This window comes from Persephonella marina EX-H1, from assembly GCF_000021565.1.
Classification (GTDB): domain Bacteria; phylum Aquificota; class Aquificia; order Aquificales; family Hydrogenothermaceae; genus Persephonella; species Persephonella marina.
The window spans coordinates 1214309-1231012 of the sequence record NC_012440.1 but is presented as its reverse complement, the minus strand read 5'-3'; the positions used below and the strand labels follow the sequence as shown (position 1 = coordinate 1231012).

Annotated in this window: 14 protein-coding genes and 1 tRNA gene; 7 read left to right on the top strand and 8 right to left on the bottom strand. The window is 31.0% G+C overall.

Features of this window, described 5'->3' with window-relative positions:
* The first annotated feature begins 6 nt into the window (after positions 1-6).
* From PERMA_RS10535 to PERMA_RS06475, 5 genes are read left to right on the top strand one after another with little or no spacing between them, the layout of a single operon-like run.
* Positions 7-777, top strand: coding sequence for a TIGR02391 family protein (locus PERMA_RS10535; protein ID WP_012676723.1), 771 nt, complete (start codon positions 7-9; stop codon positions 775-777).
* A complete protein-coding gene (locus PERMA_RS06490; RefSeq protein ID WP_012675578.1) occupies positions 770-2116 on the top strand; it encodes a restriction endonuclease subunit S in 1347 nt (448 codons plus the stop codon). Before PERMA_RS10535 ends, PERMA_RS06490 begins: the two co-directional genes overlap by 8 nt.
* Complete coding sequence (locus tag PERMA_RS06485) at positions 2061-4286, top strand: AAA family ATPase (RefSeq protein ID WP_041530896.1); 2226 nt, start codon at positions 2061-2063, stop codon at positions 4284-4286. Before PERMA_RS06490 ends, PERMA_RS06485 begins: the two co-directional genes overlap by 56 nt.
* Before the next feature lie 2 nt (positions 4287-4288).
* Positions 4289-7450 carry a type I restriction endonuclease subunit R gene (locus PERMA_RS06480; protein WP_012676193.1) on the top strand — a complete coding sequence of 1054 codons (3162 nt, stop codon included), beginning with the start codon at positions 4289-4291 and terminating at the stop codon, positions 7448-7450.
* A gap of 1 nt (position 7451) precedes the next feature.
* Complete coding sequence (locus PERMA_RS06475; RefSeq protein ID WP_012675519.1) at positions 7452-8162, top strand: M48 family metallopeptidase; 711 nt, start codon at positions 7452-7454, stop codon at positions 8160-8162.
* A 693-nt stretch (positions 8163-8855) separates the two neighbouring features.
* Here PERMA_RS06475 and PERMA_RS06470 read toward each other — a convergent pair.
* The 3 genes from PERMA_RS06470 to lnt form a co-directional block, all read right to left on the bottom strand.
* Positions 8856-9962, bottom strand: coding sequence for a hypothetical protein (locus tag PERMA_RS06470; protein WP_012675244.1), 1107 nt, complete (start codon positions 9960-9962; stop codon positions 8856-8858).
* A 102-nt stretch (positions 9963-10064) separates the two neighbouring features.
* Positions 10065-10137: transfer RNA gene (locus PERMA_RS06465), tRNA-His, on the bottom strand.
* A 39-nt stretch (positions 10138-10176) separates the two neighbouring features.
* Positions 10177-11691, bottom strand: a complete 1515-nt coding sequence (lnt, locus tag PERMA_RS06460; RefSeq protein ID WP_012676848.1) for an apolipoprotein N-acyltransferase — start codon at positions 11689-11691, stop codon at positions 10177-10179.
* A gap of 79 nt (positions 11692-11770) precedes the next feature.
* On the opposite strand from lnt, the gene PERMA_RS06455 reads away from it, so the two are divergent.
* Together PERMA_RS06455 and PERMA_RS06450 are read left to right on the top strand one after the other, a co-directional pair.
* Positions 11771-12058, top strand: coding sequence for a ferredoxin (locus PERMA_RS06455; protein WP_012675989.1), 288 nt, complete (start codon positions 11771-11773; stop codon positions 12056-12058).
* Between the two features lie 56 nt (positions 12059-12114).
* Positions 12115-12837, top strand: a complete 723-nt coding sequence (locus PERMA_RS06450; protein WP_012676418.1) for a DUF481 domain-containing protein — start codon at positions 12115-12117, stop codon at positions 12835-12837.
* Here PERMA_RS06450 and PERMA_RS06445 read toward each other — a convergent pair whose 3' ends face one another.
* From PERMA_RS06445 to dnaB, 5 genes are read right to left on the bottom strand one after another with little or no spacing between them, the layout of a single operon-like run.
* Positions 12838-13113, bottom strand: coding sequence for a SpoVG family protein (locus PERMA_RS06445; RefSeq protein ID WP_012675260.1), 276 nt, complete (start codon positions 13111-13113; stop codon positions 12838-12840).
* Between the two features lie 22 nt (positions 13114-13135).
* Positions 13136-14110 (bottom strand): ATP-dependent 6-phosphofructokinase, encoded by a 975-nt coding sequence (locus PERMA_RS06440; protein ID WP_012675810.1) that lies wholly within the window; start codon positions 14108-14110, stop codon positions 13136-13138.
* 2 nt (positions 14111-14112) lie between these two features.
* Positions 14113-14400, bottom strand: coding sequence for a hypothetical protein (locus PERMA_RS06435; protein WP_012675649.1), 288 nt, complete (start codon positions 14398-14400; stop codon positions 14113-14115).
* 28 nt (positions 14401-14428) lie between these two features.
* Positions 14429-15175: an MlaE family ABC transporter permease gene (locus tag PERMA_RS06430; protein WP_012675961.1), complete on the bottom strand. Its 747-nt coding sequence runs from the start codon at positions 15173-15175 to the stop codon at positions 14429-14431.
* 1 nt (position 15176) lies between these two features.
* Positions 15177-16628, bottom strand: a complete 1452-nt coding sequence (dnaB, locus tag PERMA_RS06425; RefSeq protein ID WP_012676826.1) for a replicative DNA helicase — start codon at positions 16626-16628, stop codon at positions 15177-15179.
* Between the last annotated feature and the right edge of the window lie 76 nt (positions 16629-16704).

Below are 16704 nucleotides of genomic sequence, written 5' to 3'. Positions count from 1 at the left end.
GATAAAATGGCAAATTTAAACACCTTTGATAAACAGGTTTTAGAAAAACTTTTTGAAATGGGTGATGGATATGTCTCAGATTTTAGCAATTTATCAATGGAGGAATTTTTTAAAGAAGAGCTTAACGTTAATATATTTGATGACAAATACAATTATCGCTCAGGTTCTAAAGCAAATAGATTACGTGCTTTCTGGAGAATTGAAGACAACAAAACAGTGGCCAAAAGTATTATAAAGCTAATAGAATACATTGAGCATAAAATTTTAATAGGTGATTTCAAAAAAGAAAATTATCCCGATGAGTTAATAAAGGCGGCTTATAAAATAGCTAAAAAATTAGATAACAATATTATTGATTTAAATAAAGAAGTATCGAATTTAGAAGCAAACATAATTAATGGAAATATCAATATAGTTCTAAACAATAAAGTTTTTGCTCATGTCAAGGAATTATTAGCAGACGGACATTATTTTCATGCTGTTGAAGAGTCTTTTAAAATTGTAAGAGAAAAATTAAGAGAGATTACAGGCAAAGAAAGAGCAACAGAAGCATTTAGAGAACAAAATTATGAAAAGATTTTTGGACATTCACCTCAAAACGAAACTGAAAGGGATTTTTTTGAAGGAGTAAAATTTTTACACATGGCAATTCAATTTTTTCGCAATGAAAAGGTTCACACACCTGCTTATAAAATAGATAAAAATTTGGCTATTCATTATATAGTTTTGGCAAGTTTGGCTTATGAATTAATTGATAGAGGAAAAAATAATGAATAATAAAATACCAACAGGATATAAAAAAACTGAAATAGGGATTATTCCAGAGGATTGGGAAGTTAAGAGGTTGGGAGAAGTTTCAAAAATTGTAGGGAGAATAGGCTTTAGAGGATATACAAAAAAGGATATTGTAAAGCCTTGGAGAGGTGCTATTTCTTTGAGTCCTATTAATATAGTAGATGGTAAGCTAAATTTAAAATCAAATCTAACATTTGTTTCATGGAATAAATATGAAGAATCCCCTGAAATAAAAATTAAAACAGGGGATATTATATTTGTAAAGACAGGTTCAACTTTGGGTAAAGTAGCTATTATTGAAAAAGTCGTATTTCCTACTACAATAAATCCACAGTTAGTAATAATAAAGGTTTTCAAAAGGACTAATAATAAATTTATTAATTTTTACTTGAATTCTTTTACTTTTAAAAATTTATTAAATAAAGTTTTAGATGGTCAAGCCATACCAACACTTTCACAATATCAATTATCAAATCTTTTACTACCTCTCCCACCCCTCCCCGAACAAAAAGATATAGCTAAAGTTTTAAGTGATATTGATAACCTTATAGAAAGCCTTGATAAACTCATAGAAAAAAAGAAACTCATCAAAAAAGGAGCAATGCAGGAGCTTCTAACAGGAAAAAAAAGACTTCAAGGGTTTAAGGGTAAATGGGTTAAGATGAAATTAGGGGAAGTTTTTGATATAAAAAGAGGAGCTTCACCAAGACCTATAGAAAAGTATATTACGAAAAAAAGCAATGGTATCAATTGGATTAAAATAAGCGATGTTAAGCCTGAAGATAAATATTTGGTAAAAACCGAAATTAAGATAACTCAAGAAGGAGCTAAACAATCAGTAGTTGTGAACTATAATGATTTAATTTTATCTAACTCAATGAGTTATGGTAGACCATATATAAGTAAAATTAAAGGTTGTATCCATGATGGTTGGTTATTATTAAAAAGAAAGGGAAAACAAAACATTGAATTTTTTTATTATCTATTATCTTCCTATAAAGTTCAAAAAAGTTTTGACCTATTAGCCGCAGGCTCTGGAGTTAATAATTTAAAAATAGATAGTGTTAAAGAACTATCAATATATATTCCCCCAACCCTTGAAGAACAACAAGCCATTGCTAAAATCCTTTCAGATATGGATGCCGAAATAGAAGCCCTTAAAAAGAAAAAAGAAAAATACGAACAAATTAAAAAAGGAGCTATGGAGCTTCTTTTGACTGGAAAGGTTAGATTAAAAACTATAAATAATGGGGAGGGAAAAAATAATGATATTGAAGGTGAAACTCGAAAATTGTTATGGAATAAGAAAATTAGATTATGAGTTTAACTTCGAAAATGGCAGAGTTTTTGCAATATATGCACCAAATGGGACAATGAAAACCTCTTTTGCTAAAACTTTTAAAGATTATTCAGAAAAAAAAGAGACAAAAGATTTACATTTTCCACACAGAGAAACTAAGGTTGAATTAAAACTAAATGGTGAAGATTTAAATCGGGAAAATGTATTTGTTATTGAATCATATAATGAAGATTATGCTTCTAAAAGTATTTCCGTTTTGTTAGCAAGTAAAAAGTTAAGAGCTAATTATGATAAAATTTATAAAGATTTTAAAGATGAAAAAAATATATTGATAAAAGAACTAAGTAATATTTCAAAAGTAAAACCTAAAGACATTGAAAATATTTTCAAAGAAGAATTTAATAAAAGTTTAGAAGATTTTCTTACTGAAATTGATAAAAAATTAAAAGAAAAAGATGATAATTATTCTAAGTATTCAGAGTTGGTATATTCAGACATTTTTAATAATGATGTTTTAAATCTTTTAAGCAATAAGGACGTGAAGAAACATATAGAAGATTATATAAAAAAGTATAAAGAACTTATCAATAAATCACCATACTTTAGAGAAAATTTTGACCATTATAATGCCAATGAAGTTATAAAAAGTCTCAAAGGAAACAATTTTTTTAAAGCAGGACATACCATTAGCTTATCAAATGGAACTAATAAAGAAGAGTTTAATAATGAAAAAGAGTTAAATAAGTTCTTAGAAGAACAAAAGAAAAAAATCTTAGAAAATGAAGAATTAAAAAGTATATTTGAAAAAATAGACAAGGGTTTAAATAGGAACCAAAAACTAAGAAATTTTCGTTCTATACTACGAAAAAATCCCAAAATAATAGTAGAATTTGAAAATTTGAAAAAATTTAAAGAGAAAATTTGGCTTTCATACTTGATAAAACTAAAAGAGTCATCATTAAATTTTATTGAAAAATACAATAAATACAAAGAAGATTTAAATAACCTCTTAGAGAAAGCTCGCAATGAAGAAACAGATTGGGAAAAGATAATAGAGATTTTTAATAATAAGTTTATAGATATGCCTTTTGAATTGGCTATAGAGAATAAAGAAGAAGTTATCCTTAAACAGGATGTTCCGAGTATAAAATTTATTTTTAAAGACGGAGAAGATAAGAAAGAATACAACGACAAAAAAAATCTCATATCAAAATTAAGCAATGGAGAAAAAAGAGCTTTATATTTATTAGACATTATTTTTGACTTAGAGGCTCAAAAAAAATCAGGCAAGGATACAATAATAATAATAGATGATATTGCAGACTCATTTGATTATAAGAACAAATATGCAATTATTGAATATCTCAAAGAAATTGCAGAATATGAAAATTTTTACATTATTATCTTAACTCATAATTTTGACTTTTTTAGAACTATAAGAAGTAGAATAATTGTAAATAAAAATAAATGTAAAATCGCAAACAGATTACCAAATGGTAAAATCAAACTAAATGACCTAAAAGAAATTTCTAATCCCTTCGAGGAATGGAAAAAATATTTAGAAAATTTTGCAAATGGTTCTTCTGGGACAAATAAAAAAAATGCAAAAAAAATTTTTATAGCTACAATTCCATTTATTAGGAATTTAGCAGAGTATATTGAAGGAAAAAGCAGCGAAGATTACAAAAAATTAACATACTGTCTGCATTATAAACCAAGTAAAAATATAAAGCTTAAGGATTTAAAAGAGATTTATGAAAAGTATATTAAGAATTTCGATGTAAGTAATCTTTTTGCAAGTTTATTTACAAATGAAGAATTAAATACAAATATATATGAGATGATATTTAATATAACAGATATAATAAAAAATGATAGGGATAACCATATAAAACTAGAAGGTAAGATTGTTTTGGCTATAGCAACAAGATTGAAAGCAGAAAAGTATATGTTAAGCAAATTAAATAACGACATTGATGAAAATGAATGGAAATTTACAAGATATTTGTTTGAGAGATTTAGAGAAATTTCAAATGACAGCGAAACATTGAAAAAATTAGAAAGAGTTTTAATTATAACTCCTGAGTATATCCATATAAATGCTTTTATGTATGAGCCATTGGTAGATGTTAGTATTGGTGAACTAAAAAAATTATATGCAGAAGATATTTCTTTATTACTAAGGGAGTAAAAATGCAAATTATAAAAGTAAATCAAAGGGAAAGGGAAACACAAAATAGAGTTGTAAAATTTTTTCAAGAAGCCTTAGGATATGATTATCTTGGAAATTGGGAAAAAAGAGAAAATAGTTCAAATATAGAGGAAGAATATTTAACTAACTTTCTAAAAAAGCAAGGTTATAAAGATAAAATAATAAACAAAGCAATAAGCGAACTAAAAAAAATTGCCACAAACCAGCAAAAAAGTTTATACGACAAAAATAAAGAAATTTACAACCTACTAAGATATGGTATAAGTATTAAACCAAATCCTTCAGAGCAATCTGTTCATGTTGATTTTATCGATTGGGAAAACCCCGAAAATAACCACTTTGCTATAGCTGAAGAAGTAACTATCAAAGGAAAACACACCAAAAGACCTGATATTGTGATTTATATAAATGGAATAGCTGTTGGAGTGTTAGAGCTAAAAAGATCAAGGATATCTATATCTGAAGGAATCAGGCAGAATTTAGATAATCAGAAAAAAGAATTTATACAGGACTTTTTTTCAACAATCCAACTTGTTATGGCTGGAAATGATACTCAAGGACTTAGATATGGAACAATAGAAACCCCAGAAAGGTATTATTTAGAATGGAAAGAAGAAAATCCAGAATTTGACCATAATAAAAAGCAAAATATCCCAAGAACATTGCCAAGAGATAAATGTGAAAAATCTAATAATATTTTAGATTGTGATATTTACAGACTCTTAAACAAAAAAAGACTACTTGAGATAATCCATGATTTTGTTGTTTTTGATGCTGGAATAAAAAAATTGCCAAGACATAACCAATATTTTGGAGTAAAAGCAGCCCAAAGGAGTTTAAAGCAAAGAGAAGGGGGTATTATCTGGCATACTCAGGGTAGCGGTAAATCCTTAACAATGGTATGGCTTGCAAAATGGATACTTGAAAATAATCCAAATGGTAGAGTTCTAATAATAACGGACAGAGTTGAACTTGATGAACAGATTGAAAAGGTTTTTAAAGGAGTGGGCGAAGATATCTATAGAACAAAATCGGCTAAAGACTTATTGGATCAACTTAATAAAACAGAAGAAAGACTAATATGTTCTTTAATTCATAAATTTGGTAGAGCTGAGGTAACAGATAAGGATTATGATGAGTATATAGAAGCGCTTAGAAAAGACTTACCCAAAGACTTTAAAGCAAAAGGAGATATAATTGTCTTTGTAGATGAATGTCATAGAACTCAATCAGGAAAATTACACAAAGCAATGAAAGAGTTTTTACCTAATGCTATTTTCATCGGTTTTACAGGAACACCTCTTTTAAAGAAAGATAAACCCACAACATTAGAAACATTCGGAAAATATATTCATACCTACAAATTTGATGAAGCTGTTAATGATGAGGTTGTTCTTGATTTGAGATATGAAGCAAGGGATGTGGATATAAAGGTTGTTTCAAAAGAAAAAATTGATAAATGGTTTGAAACTAAAACTAAAGGTTTATCAGATATAGCTAAAGCCCAGTTAAAGCAAAGATGGGGAACCCTTAAAAAACTATATAGCTCAAAAGATAGAATGGAAAAAATAGTGGCAGATATAATTTTTGACTTTGAAATAAGACCCAGACTTGCATCAGGTAGAGGAAATGCAATGCTTGTTGCTGGAAGTGTATATGAAGCTTGTAAGTATTATGAAATTTTTAAATCAAAAGGATTTAACAAATTAGCCATAGTTACATCATACAGACCAAGTATTACGAGTATAAAAGGAGAAGAGACTGGAGAGGAAGGAGAAGCAGAGCAACTAAAAAAATATGAAGTCTATAAAAAGATGATCGCTGAATATTATAATATTTCTGAAGACGAAGCAGTAAAAGATTATTGGATAGATAAGTTTGAAAAAGATGTAAAGAAAAAATTTATAGATGAGCCTGGACAGATGAAACTTTTAATAGTAGTAGATAAACTTTTAACAGGTTTTGATGCTCCAAGTGCTACTTATCTTTTTATAGACAAACCTATGAAGGATCACGGATTATTTCAAGCAATATGCAGAGTAAATAGACTTGATGATAAAGATAAAGGAGATGAGTTTGATAAAGATTATGGCTATATAGTTGATTATAGAGATTTATTCAATTCTATGGAAAAAGCTATAAAAGATTATACTTCTGGAGCTTTTGCTGAATTTGAAAAAGAAGATGTAAAAGGATTAATAAAAGATAGACTAACAGAAGCCAAGAAAAAATTAGACGAATTATTAGAACAGCTTGATTTAATAACGGAGAGCGTAAAACATCCAAAAGGTATAAATGAATACAGAGATTACTTCATTGGCGATAACTCTGAAAAAAAACAGCAATTAAGACTTGAGTTTTATAAAAAGGTTTCTTCTTTAATCAGAACATACACAAATGTAGCTAATGAGCTTGATGAAATAGGTTATAGCAAAAAAGAACAAGAAGAAATAAAGAAAAAGGTAGAACATTATACAGCTGTAAGAGATGAACTTAAACTAATAAGTAGTGATTATTTAGACCTAAAGGTATTTGACCCTGCAATGAGATATCTGATTGATACCTATATAAGTGCAGAAGAAAGCAAAACATTAGCTTTATTTGAAGATACATCTCTGCTAGAAATTGTTGCATTAGAAGGAATAAAAAGTGCTATTGAAAAGCTTCCAAGAACCATAGGCAAAAGTAAAGAAGCGATTGCTGAAGTAATAGAAAATAACATAAGAAAGCTTATAACAGATGAAAGAGAAGTTAATCCTATTTATTATGAAAAAATGTCCCAGATACTAGAGGAACTGGTAGCCAAAAGAAAAAAAGAAGTTATTGATTATGAAAGTTATTTAAAAGAAATAGAAAAATTAACAAAAATGCTTTTAAAATTGGAAGATGAGGAAAATCCTTATCCAGAAAGTATAAAAGATAGCAAAGCAAAAAGAGCTATTTACGATGCTTTAGATGGTTTTGAAAACAGAGAAGTACTTACAAATAAATTAGATGAAGTAATCATAAATGCTAAACAAGATTCGTGGAGAGGAAACGTAATAAAAGAACGAAGAATAAAAAATGCAATCTATAAAGTTTTACATAATAGAGAACTTACTGAAAAAATCTTTGAATTAGTCTTAAAACAAGAAGAGTACTAAGATGGTAGAGAAAAAACTAATAAAAGTTAAAGACTTAGAAGTTTTAGTGTATAAAAAAAATATAAAAAACTTCCATCTAAATGTTTTACCTCCAGAGGGAACAGTAAGAGTATCTGTTCCAATAAGTGTTTCTGATGAAACAGTAAGATTATTTATTATTAAAAAACTACCTTGGATAAAAAAACATATTAAGAATTTTCAGTCTCAATCAAGACAAACCAAAAGGAGATATGTATCAGGAGAAAGCCATTATTTCAAAGGACAAAGATATCTCTTAAGAATAGAAGAGTCAAAAAGACCCAAGATAGAAATAAAGAATAAAAAATATATATATTTTTATGTTCCAAAGCACTATACACAAGAGCAGAGAGAAAATTATTATCAAAACTGGCTTCGAAAAGAGTTAAAGAAAGAACTGGAGACTTTAATACCTAAATGGGAGAAAATAATAGGCATAAAAGTTAACGAAGTTAAAATAAAAAAAATGAAAACAAGATGGGGTACGTGTAACCCAGAAGCTAAAAGAATTTGGATAAACTTGGAACTTATAAAAAAACCAATAGAATGTTTGGAATACATAATAGTCCATGAAATGATTCACTTTTTTGAAAAAAAACATAATAAAAAATTCAAAGCTTATATGGATAAGTTTTTGCCTAAATGGGAAGCCTATAAAAGACAGTTAAATGAGTTTATATTAGAAGATCTTTAAGATTGAGTGAAAGATAAAATTTAGTTTCCTAAATAACCTGAAAGGCAAAATCTAAGTTTGGGTAAACCATGGAAGATTTAACATCGGCTAAAATTAATGCTGATTCTGGAATTAAGCCAATAAAATAGGATTTAAGAAATATCGATATGAGACTTATTTTCCCTAAAGTAATAATTAACTAAAATCAGTGGCAAATAGCTCAAAAAGTTTATAGATAGAGGATGTTTACCAAAATATATAAGATAGAACAAAATAAGGAAGTAGATGCAGGAGTATAGCTATGTAAATTGGGATGGGGAATGCGGAGGGGAATGTCTATATAACTGTGTAAAATTTACCATATCCTAAATCCTATCCTCAAACTGGAAAATAAGCTGAACATATATTCTATCCCAACAAACTATAGGTTTCTTTACATCCTCTACTACCTTGTCTTTTAAATCATTTAATGCTTTCAACATTTACTATCCTTTGGATACTTCCCATCCTACATCACTTTGCAGAATATGCTGTATAGATTACTGGGTATATTCCATTTAATGGTCTATTTTTTCTCCTGTATCCTAAGAAGTAGTCTGTCCGTGATTGTGTAAATAAGGATAAACTTACATCCATCCTATATATTTCTGATAAAAGCTCTTGTACATCCTTTGTTAATATTCATTTAGAATATAAGACAACTCTATCTGACTTTTAAAAGAAATACTCTTCCTCAAATCTTTTTCTTAATTTTCTAATGTGGTATTTTTCTGGATATGTTAAGTATTTAATATCATCCCAATTTACAAAAAGTTCCCAGATTGGTCTTATACGAGAAACTAATATATCTGCATAATCAAAGTTATTTTTTATAGATCTCTTTTTAATTATAGTTCCACTAATCCATACTGGGAATTCAATATTTTCTATGAAAAACGGTTCTAATTTCATTAAATGATCTTTTGAAATTACAATTTTGTTAAAAATTTTTTCAAAAGTTTTATAAATATGTTCATTATTTAAAATGAAATCCAAGAAAGCAAGTTCAAATTTTGAAAACTTAGAGCCTTTTCTTACAATTTTCCCATTTTCTTTTATTATATTGTCCTTACCAAAAAAGAGAAAATCGCTCATTAACCATTCTTGAATAAATTTAAAGAAAAATATAAAAGATTGATATAATGTAAAAATAGGAATGTAAAAATTAATATAAAGAATTTTATTTTTATTTTCTTCGGTTCTTAAATTTTCAAATCGGAAATAAAAAATACTTTTTTCAATTTGTGACCAAAATAATTTTTTAGTAAATATTACCATATATGAATAGCTTAAATTTGGAAAATTATTTGCAAGACTTGAAAAACATTTAATTTCTCTTAAGTTTCTTAAATATCTATGTTCTATTTTATATTTGTTTAAAGACAACTTAATAGGAAAATCCCAAATTTCTGAACCAAAGAAAGTCCTTTCCGTAAAACTATAAAACTCAAACTCTTCAGATGAGCTTTTGGGTTTCTTTTTTTCTATCAAATGAGAGATGTCTCCGAACAGGGAAGTATATAAATAAATCAATTGTTTAGGATAATTTTTCAAGACATGAAAAAACGGTGTGTTATGATAGAAATAAACCCAAAAACCTCTTTTTAAATTGATTGTATTAAAGTAATAAATTGGAATAGGTATTTTAACCAATTCTATATCTATCGGATGATTCCAATTAGTATTTATTCTCTTAATAAAATATCCATTTATAAATCCACGAAATTTAGATGATAAATATAATTCGTCCGCAAAAAGTAGAGTATAGTCTCTTTTTTCCATTATAGTCTCAATTTATTTGAAAAGAGTCTCAACCTATCTGAAAAAGTCTCATTTTTTCTGAAAAACTACAACAATTCCAGTTATTAGCTGACTTTAGGAAAGGGAGGGTGACGGGACTTGAACCCGCGACCCCAAGGGCCACAACCTTGTGCTCTGCCAGCTGAGCTACACCCTCCATAAGAGGCTAATATTATATGACTGTTTAAGATTTTTTTCAAGATTTGTTTCTTTTAAAACCAAGCTCTAAAGCTAAAATATTAGCTACAAAAGATACAAAAAAGAAAAGATAAACAAGTTCTGTATATCTGCTCCAGAAGGTTCTTTTCTGTATTAGATAAATATCTCCTACAAGATACCCCTCTTCAAATATCGGAATGGATCCTTCTATCTCTCCAACAGGATTTATAATTGCTGAAATACCAGTATTTGCCGATCTTACAAGATATTTACCGTTCTCTATCGCTCTGATCCTTGCCATCTCAAAATGCTGAAAAGGAGCAGGTGATTTACCAAACCAGGCATCATTTGTTACATTAACTATAAGATTTCCTTTTTCTGAAAAACTACTCACAAAATAGGGAAATATGGCCTCAAAACAGATCAGTGGAACTATCTTAAACTCTTTGTAAACAAGTATTTTCTGATCTTTTCCTGATACAAAATCGTATCCCTCAAGATAAGGAAACAGCTTTGAGAAGACCTTAAACGGAAATGGAACATACTCACCAAAAGGGACAAGTTTTATCTTGTTGTAAAACTCCACTATCTCACCATCTTTATCAAAAAGAACAAGCGAGTTATAAAGGTTTATCTTCTCTTTTTCAAAGAAAACATTATCAAGACCTATAAGAAAAGGTTTTTTTATATCCTTTACACCTTCAAAAAAATACCTTTTGTAAACGTAATGCTGACCGTAAAGTGGATAGAACGGCAAAGCAGACTCAGGGAGAATGATGATATCTGGATCAAATCTTTTTACTTTATGGATCAGATGTAGATATCTATTTATAATCTTTTTTTTCTGTGATCTCATCTTTTCATCCTGAGGTATATTTCCCTGTACGACAGCAACAGTCTTTTTAACACCTTCAGGTTTATACATATTTACTCTCAGAGTACCTGCAGTAAAAATCAGAATAAAAATAGCTATATAAGAGGTAATAAATACAAGGGAGTTTTTATTTCTGTAAGAAAGAAAGTAATAAACAGCAACAGCTCCAGTCACAGAGAGAAAAGAAAGTCCATATACTCCAAAAACAGAGGACAACTGTGCAACAGGATTTATGTATGAGAGTGTATAACCCATCAGATTCCACGGAAATCCACCAAAGGGAAAGAACTCTCTTAAAAACTCAAAGAATATCCATACAAAAGGTGCAAGAAAGATAAATCTATGTCTGTATCTTATTTTGAGAAAAAACATGACCACAACAAAAGCTACAAACTGTATAACACTGAAAGCTACTGAAAAAAGCGAAAAGAGTAAAACACCGGACAATGTTGAGACATCCCCGTAGTATGTTAAAGCAAAAACTATCCAGTAAAATGAGAAGACAGAAAAGGAAAGTCCTGTGATAAATGAAAAAATCAGGTTTGATCTTAAGTTCTCCCTCTCTAAATTTTTAAAGATAAAGAAAAAACCAGCTATATACACAAAGGGTATAAAGTAATCAGGGAAAGAGAGTGCAATAAAAAGACCTGAAAGGATTGATAAAGAAAAATCTTTCATGACTTATATCCTTGTTTTGTTTAGGTAATATAATTATAATTGCCGTTGTTATAAATAAAAAATTATTGCGGAGGATATAATGGGAAAACTAAAAATAGTAGTTGATAGAACAATATGTGAAGGGATAGGTCCCTGTGCTGAAGAGACAAAGTATATTGAACTTGATAAAAGACATAAAGCTGTAGTTCTTGAACCAGGAAAACCAAAAGAAGAAGTTATGGAGAAAGCCCAGCATGTTAAAAGACAGGAAGTAATACTTGATCTTACACCTGAGGAAGAGGAAGAGATATTCAGATCAGCAGAGGCATGTCCAGTCAAAGCTATATTCATATACGATCCTGAGACAGGAGAACAGCTATACCCATAATTATTGACTTAATAAATAATTAATATTACTATTGTTAACAAAAGGGGAGGGTTTTTATGAAAAAATATCTAAAACTTATTCTGGTAATCTGTGCTTTTTCATCTCTTGTTTATGCAAAAGAAACAGAGAACAGATGGAAAGTTCATGCTGAGCTTTCATATGTAAAAACATCAGGGAATTCCGAAACAGAAACATTTGCCTCAAAAATAGAGGGTAACAGGGATTATAACGGTACAAGGGTTAAGCTTAAAGGTGAGTTTCTTTATGGAAAAGCTGATAAAAGGGAAAACACAAACAAGCTGAACCTTTCAGGAAGACTGGAAAGGGTTGTTTTCAATAAATTTTTCGGCTTTTTACAGGATGATTACTACAGGGATAAATTCTCAGGTTATGACTACAGAAATGTTCTTTCAGCAGGCCTTGGTTACGACATATTCAAAACAGAAAAACACAAGCTTAAAGGGATGGGATCTTTAGGTTATGCTGTTGAACAGTATAAAGCCGGAGGCTCTGAAGATTATCCTACAGGTGGGCTTAATCTAGATTATGTATGGGATATAAAGGAAAATCTTAGATTTAAACAGGAATTAAAGTATGAGACGGATCTTCAAAAAACAGATGTCTACTTTTTAAACTCTAACACAGCATTTGAAGTAAAAATAAACGGCAATCTTTCACTTGGTGTTGGTCTTAAGATCGCCTACCAGAATAAACCACCCTCACCTGATATCAAAAAAACAGACACAACATTTCTCACATCTTTAATAGTTGATTTTTGATTATTCTATTCCCATGATTTCTTTATACTTATCAACAACAGCTCTTCTTACCTGCTCCGTAAAATCGTTGTCCAGTGACTGGATTATGTCCACGTAAACACCTTTTGAGCTCATCTTTTTCGGAAATGTTATAAACAGGCCACCATGTTTAGACTCTACAAGTTTTATACCTTTTATAATGAATGTGTCTTCTATTGTTATATCAGCAACAGCCCTAACCCTGCCGCCTATTCTACCTGTATCAAAAGGGTATATCTTCACATCTGTTATCTTCATATTCAAAATTTATTCCTTTATCTTAGATTGTCAGTATGTTGTTAAGCTCAAAATCCTTAAGATCCGGCTTTTTTATTCTTCCAAAGGATACTTCAAGAGGTTTTGAAAGTATCTTTCCATTTTCAAGTGCAACCATAAAATCTCTGTTTCCTCTCATAAACTCCTCAACAGCAAAAACACCAAATCTGGAAGCCATTATTCTGTCATAGGAAGTGGGAGATCCACCTCTCTGTATGTAGCCTAAAACTGAGTATCTTACACCACCAAAATCAAAAGGTTTAAGTTTTTCATTAAGTATATCAGCTATCTCTTTAGCTGATGCAACCCCTTCAGCCACAACAACAATAGCAAACTTCTTACCTCTGTTAAGTGCATCAACGATTGATTTTACAATAACATGCATCGGAAATGGATACTCAGGTATGAGTGTCACATCAGCACCTGTTGATATACCAGCAGCAAGGGCTAAAAATCCACTTTTTCTTCCCATAACTTCTATAACAAAAACCCTCTCGTGTGATTCAGATGTATCCCTTATCTTGTCTATGGCGTCAACAGCATTGTTCACAGCTGTATCAAAACCTATAGTGTACTCAGTCCCGTATGTATCGTTATCTATCGTTTTTGGAATACCTATAATGGGAATCCCAAACTCCTTGGAAAGAAGGTATGCTCCCTGGAAAGATCCATTACCACCTATAACAAAGAGTCCATCAATCTTCTCTTCCCTTATGTTATTAGCAGCGATCTTCCTGTATTTATACTCTAAAAATCTGTCTTCCCTCGCCGAGAGGAGAAAAGTTCCCCCTTTATCTATAATTCCACCAACATCACGTGGTGTGAGAGAGATAAACTGCTTTTCTATAAGACCTTTAAACCCTCTTCTCACACCTATAACTTCACAGTTGTAGTAATGTCCCGCCCTTACTACAGCCCTTATACATGCGTTCAGACCTGGTGCATCTCCACCACTTGTAAGAACAGCTATCTTTTTCATCTTTACTTTTCCATCATATAACAGTGATTATAAGCTTCTGCCATTGTAGGATATATACCACCTGTTTCTTTATTAACAAATACCTTTCTTATCACAGTCTTACCTTCATAACCTTCTAAAAATACCTCACCTATAAAATATTTTTCGTTCTCACATATGTTTATCTTAGATGTGTAAGAACTACCTTCAATATACTCTTTTATTATTCTCTCAGCATCCTCAGCTGTTAAAGAAAAGGATGTACCGAATGTTAAGATCATGATGAAAAATAACAGCAGAAACCTCTTCATCTCTATTCCCCCAGAATGTATTTATTAATTAATAGATAATAGCTGTAAGGAAGTAGTCAACGATAAGAACCAGAACGGATGAGACCACAACAGCTGTGGTTGTTGATCTGCCAACACCTTCTGCTCCACCTTTAGTAACATAGCCGAAATAACATGAAACTATCGTAATTATTGTTGCAAATCCCATTGATTTATAGAGTCCTCCAAGTATATCGTAAAGCTCCGTAAAATCTTTCATCTTCTCAACAAAAAGGTAAGGATTTATACCGTAAAGGTTCACACCAACAAAATAACCACCTAAAAGTCCAAAAGTGTATGACAGGATAACAAGGGCAGGAACCATCAAAAGAGAAGCTATAAGTCTTGGAGCTATCAGATATCTCACAGGATTAACAGCCATAACCTTTAGAGCATCTATCTGCTCCGTTATCTTCATCGTTCCGATATTCGCAGCCATTGCAGAACCTGACCTTGCTGTAACGAGAAGGGCAACAAGGACTGGAGAGAGCTCCCTTGAAAGTGATAACGAGACAAGAGCACCTATCAGAAATTCTGCATTGAACTTATGAAATGTTGGGTATGTCTCAACTACAAGAACGCCACCTGTAAAAAATCCTGTTATAGCTATTAAAGGTGCAGCTGTAACTCCTATCTCCTCCATATATTTAAGTATATGCTTAACCTTGGGAGGAGATAAAATGATAACTTTCAAGGTCTCAAGAAAGAGTAAAAATGCTGCCCCTGTGTGTTCAACAAAATTTTTTATCTTTTCCATTCTATATATCCGTTATATCCTCACCTGTAATATCAATATCTGAGAAAAGCTCATCGTTATCCCAGTGTGCCTGATCTATTATAGCATTATCGTCTGGAACTTCCTCGGTAACAGGTTCTTCAAATCTTTGCTTTGCAAGATTCTCAAACTTTGTTATGTCCTTAATAAACGCCAGATTAACTGTTCCTGTAGGACCATTTCTCTGTTTTGCTATTATGATCTCTGCAAGCCCCTCTTCCTCAGGTGTAGGATTTTTCTTGTAATACTCAGGTCTGTGGATAAACATAACAAGATCAGCATCCTGTTCAATACTTCCACTCTCACGTAAGTCTGCAAGCTGTGGTCTTTTATCTGCCCTCATCTCCGCCTGTCTTGAAAGCTGAGCAAGAGATATGACAGGTATGTTAAGTTCCTTTGCAAGAGCCTTTAATCCCCTTGATATCTCAGCAACCTCCTGCTGTCTGTTCTCTGTTCTTCTGTGGGATCTCATAAGCTGAAGGTAATCTATCACGATAAGCTGTATATCCTTTTCCCTTTTAAGTCTTCTTGCTTTCGCCCTGAGATCAAGTATTGACAGTGACGCTGTATCATCTATGTAAATTGGAGCATCAGAAAGAATTGAGGCAAGGTCAGTTATCTTCAGTATCTCATCCTGATTTAAAAAGCCTGATCTTATCTTTTTTAGATGTATTCTTGTTTCTAAGGATAAAAGTCTCATAACAATCTGTTCCTTTGACATCTCAAGTGAGAAAAATGCCGAAGGGATCTTTTCAACAACAGAAACATTATGGAGTATTGAGAGTGCAAGGGATGTTTTACCCATAGCAGGTCTTGCGGCTATTATTACAAGGTCTCCAGGATGAAATCCTGTTGTCAGCCTGTCAAGATCGTAAAAACCTGAAGGGATACCTGTTATAACAGTCTCTTTTTTTGATAACTCATTTATTATATTTAATGTTTCTTTAACTACATCCTTTATCTCGTAGTAATGTGTTACTGCCCTTTCTTCGTTAAGTTTAAATATCTCTGATTCTGCCTCTTCAACAAGCTCATTAACATCTTTGTAATCCTTTGCCTTCTGTATAATATTCTGGGAAACCTGTATAAGACCTCTCGCTATAGATTTCTCCTTTATCTGTCTCGCCACGCTCTCCACAACATTTGGTGGACAGGCCTCATTAACGATAAGACCCAGGTATGAGCTTCCCCCTATCTGCTTCAGCTTTCCTTTACTTTTCAGATGATTTCTGACAACCAGGATATCAGGAACTTTCCCCTTTTCTGAAATATCTATTATTGCCTGGTATATTATCCTGTGTTTACTGTTGAAAAAATCAGAAGGTCTTAAAATATTCAGAACAAGGTCAACAACAGAAGGTTCAATCATAAGTGAGCCTAAAATGGCTCTTTCAGACTCTTCATCATGTGGAAGTGGAATATCAAAATGATCCATATAAAACCTCAAAAATTTCTATGCAGATCGTTAGTTAATTATAAGTTATAAGTTAGGCTTAGTGAATATTCTGTTC

Bases quoted from the DNA above. Each gene is read 5' to 3' on its own strand.
- PERMA_RS06490 (WP_012675578.1), top strand. From the start codon at position 770: ATGAATAATAAAATACCAACAGGATATAAAAAAACTGAAATAGGGATT.
- PERMA_RS06455 (WP_012675989.1), top strand. From the start codon at position 11,771: ATGGGAAAACTAAAAATAGTAGTTGATAGAACAATATGTGAAGGGATA.
- dnaB (WP_012676826.1), bottom strand. From the start codon at position 16,628: ATGGATCATTTTGATATTCCACTTCCACATGATGAAGAGTCTGAAAGA.
- PERMA_RS06430 (WP_012675961.1), bottom strand. From the start codon at position 15,175: ATGGAAAAGATAAAAAATTTTGTTGAACACACAGGGGCAGCATTTTTA.
- PERMA_RS06480 (WP_012676193.1), top strand. From the start codon at position 4,289: ATGCAAATTATAAAAGTAAATCAAAGGGAAAGGGAAACACAAAATAGA.
- lnt (WP_012676848.1), bottom strand. From the start codon at position 11,691: ATGAAAGATTTTTCTTTATCAATCCTTTCAGGTCTTTTTATTGCACTC.
- PERMA_RS06440 (WP_012675810.1), bottom strand. From the start codon at position 14,110: ATGAAAAAGATAGCTGTTCTTACAAGTGGTGGAGATGCACCAGGTCTG.
- PERMA_RS06485 (WP_041530896.1), top strand. From the start codon at position 2,061: ATGATATTGAAGGTGAAACTCGAAAATTGTTATGGAATAAGAAAATTA.
- PERMA_RS06435 (WP_012675649.1), bottom strand. From the start codon at position 14,400: ATGAAGAGGTTTCTGCTGTTATTTTTCATCATGATCTTAACATTCGGT.
- PERMA_RS06470 (WP_012675244.1), bottom strand. From the start codon at position 9,962: ATGGAAAAAAGAGACTATACTCTACTTTTTGCGGACGAATTATATTTA.
- PERMA_RS10535 (WP_012676723.1), top strand. From the start codon at position 7: ATGGCAAATTTAAACACCTTTGATAAACAGGTTTTAGAAAAACTTTTT.
- PERMA_RS06450 (WP_012676418.1), top strand. From the start codon at position 12,115: ATGAAAAAATATCTAAAACTTATTCTGGTAATCTGTGCTTTTTCATCT.
- PERMA_RS06475 (WP_012675519.1), top strand. From the start codon at position 7,452: ATGGTAGAGAAAAAACTAATAAAAGTTAAAGACTTAGAAGTTTTAGTG.
- PERMA_RS06445 (WP_012675260.1), bottom strand. From the start codon at position 13,113: ATGAAGATAACAGATGTGAAGATATACCCTTTTGATACAGGTAGAATA.